21 protein-coding genes and 1 tRNA gene are annotated in these 17,087 nt (G+C 53.9%); 17 read left to right on the top strand and 5 right to left on the bottom strand.

Features of this window, described 5'->3' with window-relative positions; genetic code table 11:
• Positions 1-119: 119 nt before the first annotated feature.
• Genes ftsE through ACILQA_RS01890 form a run of 4 tightly spaced genes read left to right on the top strand, consistent with a single transcriptional unit; the run spans position 120 to position 2,946 of the window.
• Positions 120-833, top strand: coding sequence for a cell division ATP-binding protein FtsE (ftsE, locus tag ACILQA_RS01875; RefSeq protein ID WP_395628177.1), 714 nt, complete (start codon positions 120-122; stop codon positions 831-833).
• Complete coding sequence (locus tag ACILQA_RS01880) at positions 833-1,729, top strand: cell division protein FtsX (RefSeq protein WP_395628156.1); 897 nt, start codon at positions 833-835, stop codon at positions 1,727-1,729. The genes ftsE and ACILQA_RS01880 overlap by 1 nt, the downstream gene beginning before the upstream one ends.
• Entirely contained in the window at positions 1,726-2,256 is a 531-nt protein-coding gene (locus tag ACILQA_RS01885; protein WP_395628157.1) for a YdcF family protein, read from the top strand. Before ACILQA_RS01880 ends, ACILQA_RS01885 begins: the two co-directional genes overlap by 4 nt.
• Positions 2,257-2,259: 3 nt before the next feature.
• Positions 2,260-2,946 (top strand): lysophospholipid acyltransferase family protein, encoded by a 687-nt coding sequence (locus tag ACILQA_RS01890; RefSeq protein ID WP_395628158.1) that lies wholly within the window; start codon positions 2,260-2,262, stop codon positions 2,944-2,946.
• Here ACILQA_RS01890 and ACILQA_RS01895 read toward each other — a convergent pair.
• Both ACILQA_RS01895 and hisC read right to left on the bottom strand, forming a co-directional pair.
• Positions 2,943-3,848 carry a prephenate/arogenate dehydrogenase family protein gene (locus ACILQA_RS01895; protein WP_395628159.1) on the bottom strand — a complete coding sequence of 302 codons (906 nt, stop codon included), beginning with the start codon at positions 3,846-3,848 and terminating at the stop codon, positions 2,943-2,945. The two genes, ACILQA_RS01890 and ACILQA_RS01895, sit on opposite strands and share 4 nt — an antisense overlap.
• The gene (hisC, locus tag ACILQA_RS01900; RefSeq protein WP_395628160.1) at positions 3,848-4,945 is read right to left on the bottom strand and encodes a histidinol-phosphate transaminase; all 1,098 of its coding nucleotides are present in this window, start codon (positions 4,943-4,945) and stop codon (positions 3,848-3,850) included. Before hisC ends, ACILQA_RS01895 begins: the two co-directional genes overlap by 1 nt.
• A 111-nt stretch (positions 4,946-5,056) precedes the next feature.
• On the opposite strand from hisC, the gene ACILQA_RS01905 reads away from it, so the two are divergent.
• The 8 genes from ACILQA_RS01905 (at position 5,057) to ACILQA_RS01940 (ending at position 10,905) form a co-directional block, all read left to right on the top strand.
• Complete coding sequence (locus tag ACILQA_RS01905; protein WP_395628161.1) at positions 5,057-6,178, top strand: homoserine O-acetyltransferase; 1,122 nt, start codon at positions 5,057-5,059, stop codon at positions 6,176-6,178.
• Positions 6,175-6,768: a methionine biosynthesis protein MetW gene (metW, locus tag ACILQA_RS01910; protein ID WP_395628162.1), complete on the top strand. Its 594-nt coding sequence runs from the start codon at positions 6,175-6,177 to the stop codon at positions 6,766-6,768. Before ACILQA_RS01905 ends, metW begins: the two co-directional genes overlap by 4 nt.
• A 346-nt stretch (positions 6,769-7,114) precedes the next feature.
• Positions 7,115-7,201, top strand: a tRNA-Leu gene (locus ACILQA_RS01915).
• 172 nt (positions 7,202-7,373) lie between these two features.
• On the top strand, positions 7,374-8,600 hold the full coding sequence (locus ACILQA_RS01920; protein ID WP_395628163.1) for a tyrosine-type recombinase/integrase: 1,227 nt from the start codon (positions 7,374-7,376) through the stop codon (positions 8,598-8,600).
• 225 nt (positions 8,601-8,825) lie between these two features.
• On the top strand, positions 8,826-9,005 hold the full coding sequence (locus tag ACILQA_RS01925; protein ID WP_395628164.1) for a helix-turn-helix transcriptional regulator: 180 nt from the start codon (positions 8,826-8,828) through the stop codon (positions 9,003-9,005).
• Entirely contained in the window at positions 9,002-9,403 is a 402-nt protein-coding gene (locus ACILQA_RS01930; protein ID WP_395628165.1) for a hypothetical protein, read from the top strand. Before ACILQA_RS01925 ends, ACILQA_RS01930 begins: the two co-directional genes overlap by 4 nt.
• A gap of 373 nt (positions 9,404-9,776) precedes the next feature.
• A complete protein-coding gene (locus ACILQA_RS01935) occupies positions 9,777-10,010 on the top strand; it encodes a transcriptional coactivator p15/PC4 family protein (RefSeq protein WP_395628166.1) in 234 nt (77 codons plus the stop codon).
• Positions 10,011-10,368: 358 nt separating this feature from the next.
• Positions 10,369-10,905 carry a hypothetical protein gene (locus ACILQA_RS01940; protein WP_395628167.1) on the top strand — a complete coding sequence of 179 codons (537 nt, stop codon included), beginning with the start codon at positions 10,369-10,371 and terminating at the stop codon, positions 10,903-10,905.
• Between the two features lie 252 nt (positions 10,906-11,157).
• On the opposite strand, the gene ACILQA_RS01945 is transcribed toward ACILQA_RS01940, so the two are convergent.
• A complete protein-coding gene (locus ACILQA_RS01945) occupies positions 11,158-11,646 on the bottom strand; it encodes a hypothetical protein (protein WP_395628168.1) in 489 nt (162 codons plus the stop codon).
• A gap of 202 nt (positions 11,647-11,848) precedes the next feature.
• On the opposite strand from ACILQA_RS01945, the gene ACILQA_RS01950 reads away from it, so the two are divergent.
• The 4 genes from ACILQA_RS01950 to ACILQA_RS01965 all read left to right on the top strand — a co-directional run bounded on the left by ACILQA_RS01950 (position 11,849) and on the right by ACILQA_RS01965 (position 13,587).
• Positions 11,849-12,361: a hypothetical protein gene (locus tag ACILQA_RS01950; RefSeq protein ID WP_395628169.1), complete on the top strand. Its 513-nt coding sequence runs from the start codon at positions 11,849-11,851 to the stop codon at positions 12,359-12,361.
• A 33-nt stretch (positions 12,362-12,394) separates the two neighbouring features.
• The gene (locus ACILQA_RS01955; protein WP_395628170.1) at positions 12,395-12,781 is read left to right on the top strand and encodes a hypothetical protein; all 387 of its coding nucleotides are present in this window, start codon (positions 12,395-12,397) and stop codon (positions 12,779-12,781) included.
• Positions 12,782-12,805: 24 nt separating this feature from the next.
• Positions 12,806-13,342: a DUF2939 domain-containing protein gene (locus ACILQA_RS01960; protein ID WP_395628171.1), complete on the top strand. Its 537-nt coding sequence runs from the start codon at positions 12,806-12,808 to the stop codon at positions 13,340-13,342.
• A gap of 89 nt (positions 13,343-13,431) precedes the next feature.
• Positions 13,432-13,587, top strand: a complete 156-nt coding sequence (locus ACILQA_RS01965) for a YHYH domain-containing protein (RefSeq protein ID WP_395628172.1) — start codon at positions 13,432-13,434, stop codon at positions 13,585-13,587.
• Between the two features lie 220 nt (positions 13,588-13,807).
• Here ACILQA_RS01965 and ACILQA_RS01970 read toward each other — a convergent pair whose 3' ends face one another.
• A complete protein-coding gene (locus ACILQA_RS01970) occupies positions 13,808-14,224 on the bottom strand; it encodes a hypothetical protein (RefSeq protein WP_395628173.1) in 417 nt (138 codons plus the stop codon).
• On the opposite strand from ACILQA_RS01970, the gene ACILQA_RS01975 reads away from it, so the two are divergent.
• Positions 14,225-14,716, top strand: coding sequence for a hypothetical protein (locus tag ACILQA_RS01975; RefSeq protein ID WP_395628174.1), 492 nt, complete (start codon positions 14,225-14,227; stop codon positions 14,714-14,716).
• Positions 14,717-15,096: 380 nt separating this feature from the next.
• Here the strand turns inward: ACILQA_RS01975 and ACILQA_RS01980 are convergent.
• Positions 15,097-17,087: 3-hydroxyacyl-CoA dehydrogenase NAD-binding domain-containing protein (locus tag ACILQA_RS01980; protein WP_395628175.1), on the bottom strand; the 1,991-nt coding region annotated here is incomplete at its 5' end.

Below are 17,087 nucleotides of genomic sequence, written 5' to 3' on the forward strand. Positions count from 1 at the left end.
GCAGCCAGTGACTTGCAACCCTGCTTTCATAAAATGCTGTGGACGGAGGAGGTTCATCGGCCGCTGGTCGCATGAATAGCCTTTGCCCCGTCATGCCGTTTGTGGCATTTGTCGCATTGATGCAGAGCGTGGTAGAATTCGACAATGTGGGGTTAAGATACGGAGCGGGGGTGGAAACACTCACCGACCTCAGCTTTACTTTGTACCCGGGAAGCTTCCATTTCCTGACCGGCGCATCGGGTGCGGGCAAGACATCTTTGCTGAAATTATTATATCTCGCGCACCGCCCAAGCCGGGGTGCAATCCGCATGTTCGGGCATGACGCCAGTACCTTGCCGCGCGACCGCTTGCCGGGGCTTCGACGCCGGATTGGTGTCGTTTTCCAAGATTTCCGTTTGGTTCCGCATTTGTCGACCTTCGACAATATCGCCCTGCCGCTGCGCATTGCCGGCGTTCAGGAAAAGGATTTACGCGGCCCAGTCGCCGAAATGTTGGCGTGGATTGGCCTGACCGAACGGGCAGAAGCAAGGCCTGCGACGCTTTCGGGCGGTGAACAGCAACGGGTCGCGATTGCCCGCGCGGTCATTGGCCGCCCTGAACTGCTTGTGGCGGACGAACCGACGGGAAATGTCGATCCGGAAATGGCCCGCCGGTTGCTGCAGCTGTTTGCTGCGCTGAACAAGCTGGGGACCACCGTTGTGGTCGCAACGCACGACATCCATTTGCTGCAAGAGATTGAAGGCGCGCAGATGATGCGGCTCGACAAAGGCCGCTTGTCTGATCCCACCGGGTCCCTGCGTCACCCGCCACGGCCATTGGTTTTGGACAACTGATGCTGCTGGATTTTGCCCTTCCCGCGCATGACCGCAAGCTCATCCCCGAAGGCCGCTTATCGGGGCCGATGCCATGGGTGATTGCCATCATGTTGTTTCTGACGTTGCTGGTGGCGGCAGGTGGGCTGACGCTTACTGAGGCCGCGCGCCAAGGTGGTCAGGATCTCGCACGGCAAGTGACGGTCCAAATCATCGAGTCAGACCCTGCACAGCGCGCAGCGCAACGTGCAGCGGTCACCCGCGCGCTGCGCAAGCTGGACAGCATTGCAGAGGTGAAGCCCGTGCCGGATGCGCAAGTGCGGGCTTTGCTGGAACCATGGCTGGGCACGGGCGTTATTGACGCAGATGTACCCGTACCGGCGTTGGTGGATGTGCGCTTCGCCTCTGAACCCACTGCCGAAACGCTGACCCGCTTACAGTCAACGCTGCGTTCGGTTGCGCCCAATATCCGGGTGGATTCGCACAGCAGCTGGATGGCGCCGTTTTTCGAACTCATGCGCGCGCTGCTATGGCTGGCGGCGGCCGTGTTCCTTTTACTGCTGGTCGCCACGTCGGCTGTCGTGATTTTGGCGGTCCGAAGCACGCTGAATACCCATCGGGAAACGATAGAGATTATGCACATGATGGGCGGCACCGATGTTCAGGCCGCGCGCCTGTTCCAACGCCGCGTTGCCTTGGATGCGTTGCTCGGCGGGATCGTGGGCTTCATTGTGGCAGCGGTTGTTATCATTACCGTGGGTGGCCGGTTCGCGGCGGTTGAGCCCGGGCTTTTGTCTGGCGCGCACTTTCCATATTATGGCTGGGCGATCCTTGCGCTCATTCCGCTTGCCGTAATGGCGCTTGCCATGCTTATGGCGCGTATGACGGTGATTTCGGCGTTGAAGAGAATGTTATGATCAGACGGTCCATTGCTTTTATATTGCTTGTCTGGATGCTTGGCTTCGCCTGGTTTGCGTTGCTTTTGCCGCAACCCGCGGCAATCACCCCAACCGACGCCGTCGTTGTGCTAACGGGCGGGCCGAACCGGATTGACCGTGGGCTTGAGATATTGGCATCGGGGCAGTCGCAAAAAATGCTGATTTCCGGGGTCGACCGCGATGTGAAACCGCGGGAGCTTGCCGCGCAATATCCGGGTTCGTCGAAATATTTCAAATGCTGCATCGATCTGGGTTTCCAGTCGGTCGACACCCGATCGAACGCATTGGAAACGGCAGCATGGGCAAAACGGAACAAAGTGACCAGTTTGCGGCTTATTACGCATGATTGGCATATGCGACGCGCGCGCTTTGAACTCGACAGGGAATTGTCCGGCAATGTGGCTGTCACCAATGATGCCGTATCGACCCACCCGTCGCTGGGCGCGCTGTTCAAAGAATATAATAAATATTGGTTGCGGGCTGTCGCGTCGCTGCTGGGCATGTAACCGATGATCGCGTTGATCCGATCTGCTTTATATATTGCCATTTTCTACACGGGATCGGTGTTTTTCGTGGCCACAGCGTTTTTCGCGCAGTGGTTTTCCATTCCGCTGATGCAATGGGCGGTGCGCGGCTGGTCGCGCTGGCAATATGCCTGCTACCGCCGCATTTTGGGCATCACGATTAAAATTGAGGGCCACTTGCCACACAAGCCCGTGCTCTATGCGATCAAGCATGAAAGCATGTTTGAGACGATCGACATGCCGCGTATGTTTAACAAGCCCGCCGTGGTCACCAAAAAAGAGCTGTTCGACATTCCCTTTTGGGGTCCCGCCGCGCGCGCTTATGGCATGATACCCGTTGACCGCAACGGCGGCGCGTCCGCATTGCGCGCGATGCTCGGTTTGGCGAAAAAGATGATCGCAGACGGGCGGCCCATTGTGATTTTCCCGGAAGGCACGCGCGTCGCGCCGGGCAGCCAACCGCCGCTGCAATCGGGATTTGCCGGATTGTATAAGCTCATAAACTTGCCCGTCGTGCCGATTGCGGTCAACAGCGGCACCTTAAGCCCGCGCAAGACCGGCATCTGGAAATCGGGTACGATTACCTACAAAGTAGGCGAAGAACTGCCCACGGGGCTTCCGCGCGAAGACATTGAAGCGCGGGTGCATGCCGCGATTAACGCGCTGAATTAATGCTTGCGTCCAAAGTCGGGCGCGTCGTCATCTTGGCCCTGTTCGACAATCGACCGCCGGATGTCACGCGTGCGGCTGAACAATGCCTCCAGCTCTTCGCCTTTGTCGTACCGGATGGCGCGTTGCAGGACGCTTAAGTCTTCCGAAAAACGTTGAAGCATTTCAAGCACAGCGTCCTTGTTCGATAGGAACACGTCGCGCCACATGACGGGATCGGATGCAGCGATGCGGGTGAAATCGCGGAAACCACCGGCGGAATATTTGATAACTTCGCTTTGCGTCACGCCTTCAAGATCATCGGCGGTTCCGACAATCGTATAAGCGATAAGATGCGGCAGATGGCTGGTGACCGCCAACACCATATCATGGTGGCGCGCATCCATGATTTCGACATCCGCGCCAAGGCGCTGCCAAAAATTGCGCAAGCGCTCGACAGCTGCCTCTGGCGCATTTTCGGGCGGCGTCAATATGCACCAGCGGCCTTTGAACAAGGTTGCAAAACCTGCATCCGGCCCGCTTTTTTCCGTACCCGCAACAGGATGGGCGGGAATGATCATCGCGTTGGGCAGAACAGCCGCAAGCGCGTCCGCGACGCTTTGCTTACATGAGCCGACGTCACTGACGATGGCATCGGCAGGCAGGTCGGACGCGAAGTCCGCCGCGACTGCCCCCATGGCACCTACCGGCACGCATAAAATGACAAGGTCGGCGTCCATGACCGACGCGCCCGCAGTATCGGTGACATCGTCGCATATGCCCAATTCGACCGCACGCGCACGGACAAGCGGATCGGCATCATGGCCGGTAATCCGCACCGATGGCATCTGCGCCTTTACGGCACGGGCGACGGACGAGCCAATGAGCCCAAGCCCGATCACCGTTAAACGCGCAAATGGCAGCATCAGGCGTGCGCTTCCAAAATCTTGCGCAACGCCGCCATGACACCGCGATTTTCATCCTCGGTACCAATCGTAATCCGCAGCCCACTGCCAAGGCCCTGACCCGGCAACCAGCGCACGATATAGCCTTCGGCCATAAGACCATTATAAGCCGCTTCCGCACTGCAATTGCCTTCAAACAATATCATCAGGAAGTTCGCCCACGACGGGATGACTTTCAGGCCATGGTTCGACAATGCCGCACATTCCGCTGCCATCCAGTCACGCCATTCGGCATTATGCTGGCGGCTGCGCGTCACGAAATCTGTATCGCCAAGCGCGGCAATCGCTGCGGCTTGCCCTGCAGCGGTGACATTGAACGGCGCACGCACGCGATTGAGCGTCGCGATCAGGCCCGGCTGGCCATAGCACCAGCCAATGCGTTCTGCCGCAAGGCCATAGATTTTGGAAAATGTGCGCGTAATCAGGACATTGTCATGCTGGCGTGCAAGCTCCAGCGCGGCAGGACCATCATCCTCAAGATATTCGCCATAGGCTTGGTCCAAAACAAGGACGCAGTTGCCGGGTAGGCCAGCATGAAGCCGTGCGATTTCGGCGTCGCTGCAATAAGTACCGGTCGGGTTATTGGGATTTGCGACAAAAACAACGCGTGTCTTATCCGTCACCAACGCCAGCAACGCATCCACGTCCGTGCCATAATCCTTATCGGGGGCGACAATCACATTGGCAGCGGTTTTCCGCGCGGCGATGTCGTACACCGAAAAGCCGTAGCGGACATAAATGATATCATCGCCAGCGCCGGCATAGCCCATGGCGATCAGGTTCAGCAGTTCGTCAGAACCCGTACCGCAAACGATCAGGTCGCTGTCGACTTCATAGGCTGCGCCCAATGCCTCGCGCAGCGCAGTGCTGGCAGGGTCAGGATACCGCGCAAGTGACGCGCCTTTATCGACAAGCGCCGCGGCCGCATGCGGGCTGCAGCCAAGCGGATTTTCGTTCGCGGATAATTTTATCAGCACCCGTCCATCATCCGACTTTGCTTTGCCGGGGGTATAGGCGCTGATGGCTTCGATCCATGGTTTGGCGGTAGGCGTGTTCATGCCCGTGGCCATAGCGGCGCAAGCAGCGAAGCGCAACGCTCGCCCTATTTGGCCAATGCAGATTAAAGAGTTTCTATTGTTTCGCACGGCCACGCTGATATGGCGTTGCTTATGCAAGAAGATACGCGTTTCGGTCTGGATAAGAAGGCACGCCTGCTGGGACCAGTGCGACTGGACAGCGGCGCGGAATTTGCGCCTGTCGACATCGCGTATGAAACCTATGGCGCATTAAACGCCGATAAATCGAACGCCATTCTCATCTGCCACGCGCTGACCGGCGACCAATATGTGGCGTCCACGCATCCTATGACCGGCAAGGACGGTTGGTGGACGCGTATGGTCGGGGCAGGCAAGCCCATCGACCCCGCACGGCATTGTATCATCAGCATCAACGTCATGGGCAGTTGCATGGGCTCTTCAGGCCCCGCCAGCATCGACCCCACAACGGGCGCCGCCTACGCGATGGGCTTTCCGGTCATCACCATCCCCGACATGGTGCGCGCGCAGGCGCTCTTGCTTGACCATCTGGGCATCGAAACGCTTGAGGCCGTCGTTGGCGGATCGATGGGCGGCATGCAGGCGTTAAGCTGGGCAGCCTTATATCCCGAGCGGGTGAAGTCTGCGGTCGTGATTGCGTCTACTGCCCGTCACTCCGCGCAGAATATCGCCTTTCACGAGGTTGGGCGTCAGGCGATTATGGCCGACCCGCGTTGGAACAATGGGGGCTATTATGGCCATGAGGCACCATCATCGGGCCTCGCCGTTGCCCGTATGGCCGCGCACATCACCTATCTTTCGGAGGCAGGCCTCACAGAGAAATTTGGCCGCCGCCTGCAAAACCGCGATGCCAAAAGCTTCGGATTTGATGCCGATTTTCAGGTGGAAAGCTATTTGCGTTATCAGGGTCTTAGCTTTGTCGACCGCTTTGATGCCAACAGCTATCTCTACATCACACGCGCGATGGACTATTTTGACCTCGCCGAACCGCATGACGGCATTCTGGCGCGGGCATTTGCAGGGACAAAGACGCGCTTTTGCCTGATAAGTTTCGACAGTGACTGGTTGTACCCGACCGCAGAATCGCGGCGCATTGTCCATGCGTTGAACGCTGCGGGCGCTGCGGTCAGTTTCGTTGAGCTATCAAGCCCCTTTGGCCATGATGCCTTCTTGCTGGAAGCGCCCGAGATGAACCGCATCGTGGATGGTTTCTTGCGCGCAGGAGAGCAATCATGAGCGCGCTCCGCCCTGACCTTGCCATCATCGCCCGCGAAGTCCGCGCGGGGGCACGTGTGCTTGATGTTGGATGCGGTGACGGGCAGTTGATGGCGGCGTTGCGTGATACCAAAAATGTCGATGCCCGCGGTCTTGAGCTGAATGCGCACGATGTTGCGACCTCAGTATCCCGGGGCCTATCCGTCATTCAAGGCGACGCCGATACCGATTTGGCGGAATATCCGGACGGCAGCTTTGATTATGCCATTCTCAGCCAGACATTGCAGACGACCAAAAGACCGGATCTGGTTCTTGACCATTTGGTCCGGATCGGGCGTGAGGCATTTGTCTCCTTCCCCAACTTTGCGCAGTGGCGCATCCGTTTTGCCCATATGTTCGGCGGACGCATGCCCGTGACCAAGCAACTTCCACACCTCTGGTACGACACACCCAATATCCACCATGTGACCATCGACGATTTCCGAAGCTTGTTACACGAACGGAATATCGAGATTGAAGGCCAGTGGTTTCTGTCTGGAAACAAGCCGCGCGCCGACCGCTTCGCCAACCTACTGGCGCAACATGCGGTGTTCAAACTGCGCCGGAAATAGTCCAACATCAAACGATGCGCCGATATCGCGTCGGCCATCTTCACGCACACTGATTTGGAGATCCTGTTTTGCCATGCTTTGCGCGACCACAGCAGGTGCAGCTGCTACGGCAGCCAAAAGGACTGTGGTGCAAATCATGCCCATAAAAAACGATCCATTTGCCAATATAGGCAAGAGTTGATGAAGGTAATTGGCCGCGCCATTGCCGGAAAATACGGCCAATCGCCGGCCAAGTTTCATCCTGTGCCGATTTGCGACAATGCCCCGGGCATTTCTAAACCGATAAAGCCTGTTGCGCCGGCCAACGGGCTTTGCTAGTGGCCCCCTCCTACCTGTCGAGGCGCGTGCGGCCATGGCGGAATTGGTAGACGCGCAACGTTGAGGTCGTTGTGGGCGAAAGCCCGTGGAAGTTCGAGTCTTCTTGGCCGCACCAGACAGCCGTTTTTGGCTGTTTTTCGTTATTCCCAAACATCTTGCAAAAATAACGCTTTTCTGCCAATTATTGTTCCTATCTAGCGTTAGGTGTTCCCTTTTGTTCTTCCCTAGCCCGTCTCTTTTGGGGGCATATTTGGGGGCATATCGCTAAATCGAACTTTGGGGGATTTATGCCACTAACAGTTTTGCAGATTGCAGCGCTGCAACCGCTTGATAAGTCTTACCGCAAGGCTGACGAAAAGGGGCTTTATCTGGAAATAACCCCAAGGGGGTCAAAGCTATGGTATTTCAAATACCGGATAGGTGGCAAAGAAAAACGCTTGGCGCTGGGCGCGTATCCCGAAACGACTTTGACAGATGCAAGAAGCAAGCGGGATGCATATCGCAAGCAGGTGCAAGAAGGTATCGACCCAGTGCGCGAAAGGCGGCTGGAACGTTTGGAACGCAAGGTCAACGCGGGGCATACCTTTGCCGAAGTGGCGACCGATTACATTCGCGTCAAATATCAGAACGAAGGCAAGGCTCAGGCGACGATTAAAAAGCAATATTTCTATATGTCGCACCTGACGCCAACGCTCGGCAACACACCCCTTGGCGACATCAAGTCGATTGAACTGATGGCGGCATTGCGGAAGTTAGAGGCTAAAGGGCACCGGCAGACTGCCAAATGCACACGTGCCTTTGCCAGCCGAGTATTTCGTTATGGGGTAGGCATCGGCAAGTGCAACGACGACCCAGCGCGCCTTTTGTCCGGCAACCTGTCGGCTCCCAAGGTCAAGCATAGGGAAGCGATATTGAACCCCGAGCGCATGGGCGAATTTTTGCGTGCAGCCGACACCTATACCGGACAAGCCATAGTGCAGATTGCAGTGCAGTTGCTTCCCCATGTTATGCTTAGACCGGGCGAATTACGGCTGGGCCATTGGCAGGAAATAGACTTCGACAAGTGCGTATGGCTTATCCCAGCCGAACGCACGAAAATGCGGAAGCCCCATGCCGTGCCATTATCTACCCAAGCCGTTAGCCTGTTGCGCGAACTGGAGCGCCATAGCGGGGGGCTGGAGTATATGTTCCGAGGCCAAGGCAAAAAAGGACCGATAAGCGAAAACACGCTTAATCAGGCATACAAGCGTATGGGCTTTGGCTCCGATGAAGTGACACCGCACGGCTTTCGCACAACGGCTTCAACATTCCTCAACGAGACAGGCCAATGGAACAAGGACGCCATCGAAAAGGCACTCGCCCATAAGGACGCAGACGCCATTCGGGATATCTATAACCGTGGCACATATTGGGATGAACGAGTGCTGATGATGCAATGGTGGAGCGACTATCTGGATACGCTGAAAACCGGCGCGATAGTCCTGCCCTTTAATGCAGAAAGAACGAAATTATAGATTTTAAGTATTTAAGTAGTAAAATCCTTTTTACATTTATAAAATTACTTTTTTCGTCGATAAGCTATATGCAAACCTTTTCGATGATAGGCTGTGGACAAACTATTGTCGCTACTAGCGCAGATATCCTTGTTCAGACATAATATGTAATTGCAGCGAACGATTAAGCGTTCTCTGCAATGCCGGTTCGTTTTTGGACCGGTTACTTCTTATAAAGGATTTTTTATGAAACAGGAATTATTGACGGTAGCTCAATTCAAAGAGCGTTACCAAATATCGCATACGGCTTTGTACAGACAGAGAAACGCTGGGCTACTACGGACCATCAAAATTGGTGCATCTACCCGCATACGCGTTGCCGATGCTGAAGCATGGCTTGCGAAGCTGTCAGGGGGTGCAGCATGACAAAGCTATACTGCGAAACAAATGAGGCTGGACCGCGCAGCAACGCGTCCAGCCTCCAGACCGTCACAAAGCTTTGCGGCAAAGCAACTCGCGTTAACTACTCCGAAAGCCACAACAAGGGCAAGCAAAATGCTTTGACGGTCGATACACCGACCGGACGTATTGCAGTAAGCGCACGACAGCCAAAGCGCGCATTGGCGGCATTGATACGGGCTGGCCGCAGGGGCGTGACGGCTTTGGAGTTATCAAGCTGGGCATATCGGCTGGGGGCTTATGTCCACACCTTGCGCCATGATTATGGGCTGACAATCGAGACATTGCGCGAACCCCATGATGGCGGCTGGCACGGTCGCTATGTGTTGCATACCCCCTGCCAGATTATCGGCGGTGCGGCATGAAAGGCCGCGCAACTTCGCCAAGGCAGGCGATAGCCAGCAAATGCAGAGATTGCACCTATGACACCGAGGCAGCCGGTAACTGGAGACAGCAAACGGCGACCTGTCCGGTCGTCCATTGTGCGCTTTGGGCGTTTCGGCCTTTGCACGGCAATGCCGCCGCTTGGCTGGCAGCAAAAGAAGCGGCACGGCTTCCCGATAACTGGCGCTCAATGCCAAACGTGGAGGCGGTCGCCTTCGTTGCCGGTAAGGTTCCAAACGCGTGCGAGGGGAGGCCGTTTCAGGATAACGCAGCGACGGGTGATAGTTGCGTCCCCGTCCTATCTGCCCTGCCCGTAAACGCCGCGTATGAACGCTATAGCGAAGGGAGTGCAGGATGAACGCTCAAACCCTGCTATCCCTCCCCCAGCGCGGCGATACGGTGCTAGTGCAGATTAACCAGCACAACGGAAAGACCTTTGCAAATTTCCGCAAATGGTATCCTGATGGCGAGGCTTTGAAGCCGACAAAGCAAGGCGTTACGATACCGCTGAACGCCCTTCCCGAACTGCACAAGGCATTGGGGGCATTTCTTGCCACAATCGACCCAGCGGCGCTTACCAGCCGTTAGGTGCATTCCGATAAATTGAGGGGGTGGCTTTTACGTCACTCCCCTTTTTTACCTGAAACCAGTTGTTCCCCCTTGTGCGCTTGAACATGGGAACGCTTTGGGGGAGTATCCCCGCTAATCCATTAGGAAACCAAACAAATGACGCAATTTTGTCATTGGCGGCTGGCTAACTGGGGCATTACGCCTAACGCCGGCATTCCAGCCGTTTTCCTGCTTTGGCATGGCCCTTGCATTTTAAGCTATAGTTATTCGTGTGCGCCTACTTAACGGGAAGCAGCCATTGTTGCGGCATGGCGGGGCTGGCAATCGAACGACGGTAACAAGCGATTATCTGACACTGCGACAAGCCCAAGACCTGATGACAGCAGCACAATATGTACTAACAATCGGCAAGCCCCTAACGCGACACTTGACCGTCCGGCTGGAGCGGCAAGGTATATCGGACGCCGACGCGGTGAAAGCCATTGGCAGACTGCTAACGCTATTGCGCGACCATGTGCGAAAAGCGACAGGTAGCGAAATCGCCTATATTTGGTCGCGGGAGCATGGCGCAGTTATTGGAGGGCATGTGCATATCTTGTTGCACTTACCGGCCGGTTACATCTGGCAAGGGCAACGGGTGCAACGATGGATAGAGCACATATCTGGCCGCCCATATAAAAAGGGGACAATCAAAACGACCCGAATTGGGGGCACTGCAAAGGCGCACGAACAAAATCCTGCGCTATATCTGGTAAACCTTGCGACGGTTGTCGGTTATGTCGTCAAAGGCACTTGCCCGACGGCGGGGGCGGCGCTCGAACTTGAGCGCATAAAGCCCCAAGGCCGCCTTATGGGCAAGCGGTGCGGACGGTCGCAGAACATGAAGTTGAACTCCGAACGAATTACCGCGTAGGGTATGCCCCAAGAACAACGTTTTTATCGTCTGTCATCAAACCAAATTTGATATCCGCAATCAAAAATGGGGCATTAGGGTAGACCAGCCGCGGCCCTTTTGAGCTCGTCAATGCTCTTTTCTAATTCACATTGCTCATCTTCGTCTCCTTACCTCAAATTTAGGAAAGAAGGCGTCCAGAAATCTAGGGGCTATTCAGACACCTGATAACATACAATCAAATTTAGATTGCTGGTGCCAAGCGATTAGGGTTCATCCAAGCTCGCTAATGACCTCACTCACCGCTGCCATTTCCACACGACAGAACTCGTCTTTTTCTGCGCTGGTAAGGCTTGACAATGTGTCATCCGTTCTGCCTTCAGAGAGCGCTCTGATGCCTATATCGTAAAAAGTTTTGACTACATCAGACCCAGCAAAACTTTTGGAGATTGAGAGTTTATCGAACGCTGCAAGCCAATTTGCGATTTGCGAATTTGTTGCAGGGCACACCCCTAAACTGAAGCCTAAATACCCCCACTTAGATGCATCTCTTACCTGGGCCGGGAAGATGCCTGCTCGCATAATCTCGGTTCCTTTCTCTGACATGGATTTAACAAAAGCGGCATCTGCGCTCTCATTTATCTTTTGCTTTGTTCGACTAACTTTGGCGATGAAACTTGCATCTCGGGCCGCAATTGCGGGGGCAGAAGGGATTAAAGATGCAATGAAAATTGCAATTACGGGTTTATGATAAAACTTCATGACTTAATCTCTCTCATCAGAGTATTTGATATTGATGGCCGCTTAAATTGTCTGTCGCTTAGCCATATTATTTTATCCTATTTCAGAAATCGGTCATTAGGAAGAGGTCGCATTGGGTGTTGGCTTTTGAAACTTCGATGGCTTAAGGATTTGATGACACTCGTTCGCCCGCCCGAAATCCGTAGCAAGGGGAGATTGGCACATGCTTCGCAAAAAAGTTATTATCATCTGTGCTTCGATAAGCATGTTGGCTTTTATGGCTGTTTACAGAAGCGCTGACAGTGAGGCCGTGAAAACTTGCCGGGCAGATTTGGAAAGCAGCCTTAAATCACCGAGCAGCCTAAAAATTATCGACACTTATTCATGGACGGATGAAACTGAAGTGTCAGCTGCAAGGACCGAATACATTCTGCCGAAGCTGTTACGCGAGGAGAAATTGACCGACAATAAAACGCGGGTCGTGCCAATCCAGAAGGTAATGATTACATACGACGCTGATAATTCATATGGGGCTGCATTACGCGACAAACACCATTGCGCATTGATAGCCGGTGAATTTGGTCTGACCGTAGTGGAATATAATATCACAAAAGACCCAAAAATCTATCAATTGACTGCCGACGAAATGATGGAAGCCGCCGATAAAGCAGTTGAAGCCGCTGATAAAGCGGCTGCTAAGGCAGAAGCCACATTAAGGAAATACCAGGCAAGATAAATTCAAATTGTGTCAGTGTAAGGGGGAGTTGATATGGTGCCGATAGTCTTTGAAAAGACCACCTTTTGCGGGTTCGTGACAATTATGTTAGCGTCTTGTTCTAATCTTTCGACACCAACGCAGGCGCCCATTACTGAAAATTCGGCCACCCTGTATCGTAACTCCCCACTTGAACAACAGACGCGCTTGCTTGTGGCCACGTTCAATGGGAATATGATGGACAACGGCAACATGGAAAACTGTGGCATGACAGCGCGGGTTCTGAACGCCAACATGGACGCCGTTAACAAAGCTGGCGGCACCCAAAGAGACCCGCAACTGGGATTTTGGTGCGAGCCGGGGGTGAATTCCGAAGGTCCTGTGCCAAGCAGCTTCGAAAGCGAATTCCCTTCCAATGTTCGCACTCTCAACAGTTGGTGATTTTTACAAGCGAGGAGCTAAAAAATGAAAAAGCTGGTTCTTGTTGCCGTTGCGGTGCTTCTAATTGGAGGAGGCGCTTACGCTGGGTCACCCTACCTCGCGGCCAGCAATTTGAAGGCGGCCGCTGTAAGCGGAGATGCAGACCAGATTGAAGCAAATGTTGATTTTCCTGCTGTCCGGGATAGCCTGAAATCTCAGATGTCGGCTGCCATGATGCAGAAGCTTAATTCTGACCCAGAAATGAAGGATAATCCGTTTGCTGGCTTGGGCATGATGATGGTGCCTGCAATTGTTGACAGAGCAGTTGATGCCTACGTCACGCCGGAAGGTCTTGCAGCCGTCATAAGGGGTTCCAAGCCAAATGATGCAAAAGGCAGCGACAGTTCAACGAACCCTAACATTGAATATGACTACGAGTGGGTTAATTCAGACAGGTTCAGGGTCAACCTCACTAACACTCAAACACAGCAGGCAGGTTTGGCGCTGGTTTTTGAGAGACGCGGCGTTGTAACATGGAAGCTTATCAAGGTTGATTTGGATGATAGCTTTTTGGAAGGCTGACAATTAGCTGCGTGAAGAAAATTACGAGGGTTGCCGAAGCTTAATGTTAGGCTACGTGTAAATGGCTTAATTGAAAGGCCAAAACCACAATGAAACACCTTTTGATTGCTGCTTTGCTCCTGCCTAGTGTGACGATACCGTCGTTTGCGCACTCAGGCGGCTTGAATGCCCAAGGGTGTCATAACAATCGAAAAACAGGCGACTACCTCTGTCGCAGAAGTGCAGGGGTTGTCTGGATTGATTAAAATACGATGACGGGACGGCCCCACTGGTCTGCATAGAGTAGATACAACGCCCCGTTGGAAGCCAGAAGAGGATTGCCGTGCTGCGATTGGGTCCTCCTAGAGGTTTTCCAGCCGCGGGTGATTACGACCCCAATGCTTCCGCAGAGTGACGAATTTCAAAAACCAATGCCTAGGTCCCGCATTATCAATGCGTCAAGGGAAACGCTGGATGAGTGCAAGGTCATTTGGGAGGCGGCCAAGATTGCACGTCTTTTGGAATACAAAAATCTGCATACTTATAGACTTGTTTGTAAATCCGTTTTGCCGACAATGGCCTTCGATACACTATATCTATATGCTTATCGTATATTTTTACGCCACCATAAAATTCTCTTTCTCGGAATAGGCCACCATCCACTCCAAAATCTATTCCAACACCTTTGCCATCGTCTAATGGATAAACATTGGCGAGAAAATCACGACCGGATTGCCTCAAAAAGCAAGCCTCTAACTGTTTTGGCGTGACTGAAATTGGAAGTCTTTCTTGAGAAATTCGCCAAGGCAGTCGTTTGTCTTCCTTTTCCTGCGCATAGGCATTGCCGCCATTCGCCAAGAGAAGCGAAAGTCCCAGAGTTACTATTTTTAAGCTGTGTTTCATATGCGCCCAACTGATTTTCGAACCCATCTGTGGCTTAATAACAATGCCACCAAAACCGATTGCGAGCAACCCAATGGCAATACGCCGCGAAATAGTGTAAAAATTATCACCATGATTACAGTCAAACAGGAGGCTTTTTGCCAAGCACTGCTTGCAGGCAGAAGCCAATCAGATGCGTATCGTGACGCTTACAATACGAAGCCAAGTTCGACGGCTGGGGCAATTGCAGTCAGTGCTTCCCGGCTGATGGCAGACCCTAAAATCACCATAAGGATTGCCGAATTGCGAAAAGCCGATGCCGAATCAGTCTGTTGGTCCCGCCGTCAGTCTGAAGAGGTTTTGAGGGGTATCGCGTTATCCGAAGCCATCAAGCCGTCTGAACGGATTGCTGCCATCCGAGAACTAAACGCTATGTTCGGCTACAAAGCGGCAAGGGAAGCCGTCGTGCAGGTAAACGAATTGAAGCCGATTATTGACGAGGATTGGTTGTAGTGCCGAGTAAGTTGAACAACATCAATGCGACAAGCGCTTTAGTTCAAGCCACTTACATTTGGGGGCATATTTGGGGGCATATTATAGTTCATACGTAAAATAATATTTTTAAAATAAATACTTATATAACTTGTTCGAGTCTTCTTGGCCACCAGACAGTCGTTTTCGGCATGTGATAACCGCCTGACGACAAACATCCTGAAACAAATATGTTTGATATCGCGGATATTATATCCCGCCCCCGACACTCGGGCACCCATCGCCATGCACAATAAAGTTCATGGCAAGGGGTTCGCGATTATTAGCTGCGCAATAAGGTGCAAACGGCCGCCGCTCGCGACAACCGTTCGCACGCATTACTGTTGATCGGCTCTTAGAGCTTACGCCTTGGCCTTCAGGCTTTCTGCCACCGCAACGCCGTGCCGCTCAAGTGCTTCGACGATCTTGCCAGCACCTTCAAGGTCGCCCCAGAACATGGGGCCGCCGCGGTAAATGGGCCAGCCATAGCCATAGATCCAGACCACATCGATATCGGATGGACGCTGGGCTTTGCCTTCCTGAAGTATTTTGTAGCCCTCATTGACCATCGGATAGAGTGTCCGCTCGACAATCTCCTGATCGCTGATCTCGCGTTTCGGCAAGTTAGATGTCGACCGGAACTCTTCAATGATAGCGAGCGCCTCAGCACTTGGGGTACCGACGCGCTTTTCATCATAATCGTAAAAGCCCTTGCCGTTTTTCTGACCAAAACGGCCGGCAGCGCACAACGCGTCACGGATCGTTTCAATGCGGCTTGGGTCGCGGTGCCAGCCAATATCGAGGCCAGCGAGATCGCTCATCTGGAATGGCCCCATGGGCATGCCAAAATCGGTATGGACCTTGTCTATTTGCGCCGGCGTTGCGCCTTCCAATAATAATTGCATCGCTGGCTGTTGGCGCGTTGACAGCATCCGGTTGCCAATAAAGCCGTGACAGACACCGGCGACCACCGCGACTTTGCCAATTTTCTTGCCGATGGCCATCGCGGTTGCGAGCACGTCATCCGCAGTCTTTGCGCCGCGGACGACCTCCAGCAATTTCATGACATTGGCGGGCGAGAAGAAATGCATTCCAACCACATCCTGGGGACGCGAGGTGCTATCGGCGATTTCATCGACATCGAGATAGGACGTGTTCGACGCCAAAATTGCACCGGGCTTACAAATGGCATCAAGCTTGCCAAACACCTCTTTCTTGACATCCATGCTCTCATACACCGCTTCGATCACAAGGTCGCAATCTGCGAGGTCCTCAAGCGCGAGTGACGGCGTCAACAGACCCATCATGCCCTCAACTTGTTCAGTCGTGAAGCGGCCCTTGGCAGAACTATTTTCGTAATTTTTGCGGATGACACCCACGCCGCGATCCAGATTTTCCTTAACCATTTCGACGATGGTCACGGGGATCCCCTTGGACAGGAAATTCATCGATATGCCGCCGCCCATGGTGCCTGCGCCAATGACACCGACTTTCTTAATGGCGCGCAGGGCCAAATCCTTGGGCAGTCCGTCAATTTTCGCGGCCTGTCGTTCGGCAAAGAACATGTGGCGCTGTGCAGCCGATTGCGAACCGCCCATCAGCTTAAGAAATTCCGTGCGTTCGAATTTCATGCCTTCGTCAAATGGCAGGCGTGTCGCGGCCTCAACGCACGCCAGATTGGCGTAAGGCGCATCAAAGCCGCGCCATTTTTTGGCATTGGCCGCCTTCAACTGTTCAATGACGCCGACATCGCCAGTAAGAGGCCGGTCGCGGGTTGGCCGAGGACCGGCAGAAATCAATTCACGTGCATAAGCGATGGCATCTTCCGCCAGACTATCTTCGCCGGCAAGCCTGTCGACGAGGCCAATTGCCGCGGCCTTAGCGGCGGGCAAATGCTCCCCAAGTGCGCACATGGTTGCGGCAGCCTCAATCCCCACGACACGAGGAAGCCGCTGCGTGCCGCCCGCACCCGGCAGCAGGCCAAGCTTTACCTCTGGAACGCCAAGCCGGGCCGATGGCACCGCAATGCGGTAATGGCAGACAAGCGCGGTTTCCAATCCCCCACCAAGCGCCGTCCCATGGATTGCAGCGACGACAGGCTTATGCGCAGCTTCAATCATGTTGAGCACCGCATTGAAATCAGGCCCTTGCGGAGCCTTTCCAAATTCGGTGATGTCGGCGCCTGCAATGAAGGTTGATCCCGCGCAACGCAGCACAATCGCTTTAACCGAGTCGTCGGCAAGTGCCAGCTCAAAACCGTCTTTCAGCCCCTGCCGGACATGCCATGACAGCGCATTAACGGGCGGGTTATCGACAAGAACAACAAGGATATCATCGATTTTCTGCGTGGTGA

Origin of the sequence: Sphingorhabdus sp. (assembly GCF_044239005.1) — a bacterium.
In the GTDB taxonomy this organism is placed as follows: domain Bacteria; phylum Pseudomonadota; class Alphaproteobacteria; order Sphingomonadales; family Sphingomonadaceae; genus Sphingorhabdus_B.

Bases quoted from the DNA above. Each gene is read 5' to 3' on its own strand.
- ftsE (WP_395628177.1), top strand. From the start codon at position 120: ATGCAGAGCGTGGTAGAATTCGACAATGTGGGGTTAAGATACGGAGCG.
- ACILQA_RS01880 (WP_395628156.1), top strand. From the start codon at position 833: ATGCTGCTGGATTTTGCCCTTCCCGCGCATGACCGCAAGCTCATCCCC.
- ACILQA_RS01885 (WP_395628157.1), top strand. From the start codon at position 1,726: ATGATCAGACGGTCCATTGCTTTTATATTGCTTGTCTGGATGCTTGGC.
- ACILQA_RS01890 (WP_395628158.1), top strand. From the start codon at position 2,260: ATGATCGCGTTGATCCGATCTGCTTTATATATTGCCATTTTCTACACG.
- ACILQA_RS01895 (WP_395628159.1), bottom strand. From the start codon at position 3,848: ATGCTGCCATTTGCGCGTTTAACGGTGATCGGGCTTGGGCTCATTGGC.
- hisC (WP_395628160.1), bottom strand. From the start codon at position 4,945: ATGAACACGCCTACCGCCAAACCATGGATCGAAGCCATCAGCGCCTAT.
- ACILQA_RS01905 (WP_395628161.1), top strand. From the start codon at position 5,057: ATGCAAGAAGATACGCGTTTCGGTCTGGATAAGAAGGCACGCCTGCTG.
- metW (WP_395628162.1), top strand. From the start codon at position 6,175: ATGAGCGCGCTCCGCCCTGACCTTGCCATCATCGCCCGCGAAGTCCGC.
- ACILQA_RS01920 (WP_395628163.1), top strand. From the start codon at position 7,374: ATGCCACTAACAGTTTTGCAGATTGCAGCGCTGCAACCGCTTGATAAG.
- ACILQA_RS01925 (WP_395628164.1), top strand. From the start codon at position 8,826: ATGAAACAGGAATTATTGACGGTAGCTCAATTCAAAGAGCGTTACCAA.
- ACILQA_RS01930 (WP_395628165.1), top strand. From the start codon at position 9,002: ATGACAAAGCTATACTGCGAAACAAATGAGGCTGGACCGCGCAGCAAC.
- ACILQA_RS01935 (WP_395628166.1), top strand. From the start codon at position 9,777: ATGAACGCTCAAACCCTGCTATCCCTCCCCCAGCGCGGCGATACGGTG.
- ACILQA_RS01940 (WP_395628167.1), top strand. From the start codon at position 10,369: ATGACAGCAGCACAATATGTACTAACAATCGGCAAGCCCCTAACGCGA.
- ACILQA_RS01945 (WP_395628168.1), bottom strand. From the start codon at position 11,646: ATGAAGTTTTATCATAAACCCGTAATTGCAATTTTCATTGCATCTTTA.
- ACILQA_RS01950 (WP_395628169.1), top strand. From the start codon at position 11,849: ATGCTTCGCAAAAAAGTTATTATCATCTGTGCTTCGATAAGCATGTTG.
- ACILQA_RS01955 (WP_395628170.1), top strand. From the start codon at position 12,395: ATGGTGCCGATAGTCTTTGAAAAGACCACCTTTTGCGGGTTCGTGACA.
- ACILQA_RS01960 (WP_395628171.1), top strand. From the start codon at position 12,806: ATGAAAAAGCTGGTTCTTGTTGCCGTTGCGGTGCTTCTAATTGGAGGA.
- ACILQA_RS01965 (WP_395628172.1), top strand. From the start codon at position 13,432: ATGAAACACCTTTTGATTGCTGCTTTGCTCCTGCCTAGTGTGACGATA.
- ACILQA_RS01970 (WP_395628173.1), bottom strand. From the start codon at position 14,224: ATGAAACACAGCTTAAAAATAGTAACTCTGGGACTTTCGCTTCTCTTG.
- ACILQA_RS01975 (WP_395628174.1), top strand. From the start codon at position 14,225: ATGCGCCCAACTGATTTTCGAACCCATCTGTGGCTTAATAACAATGCC.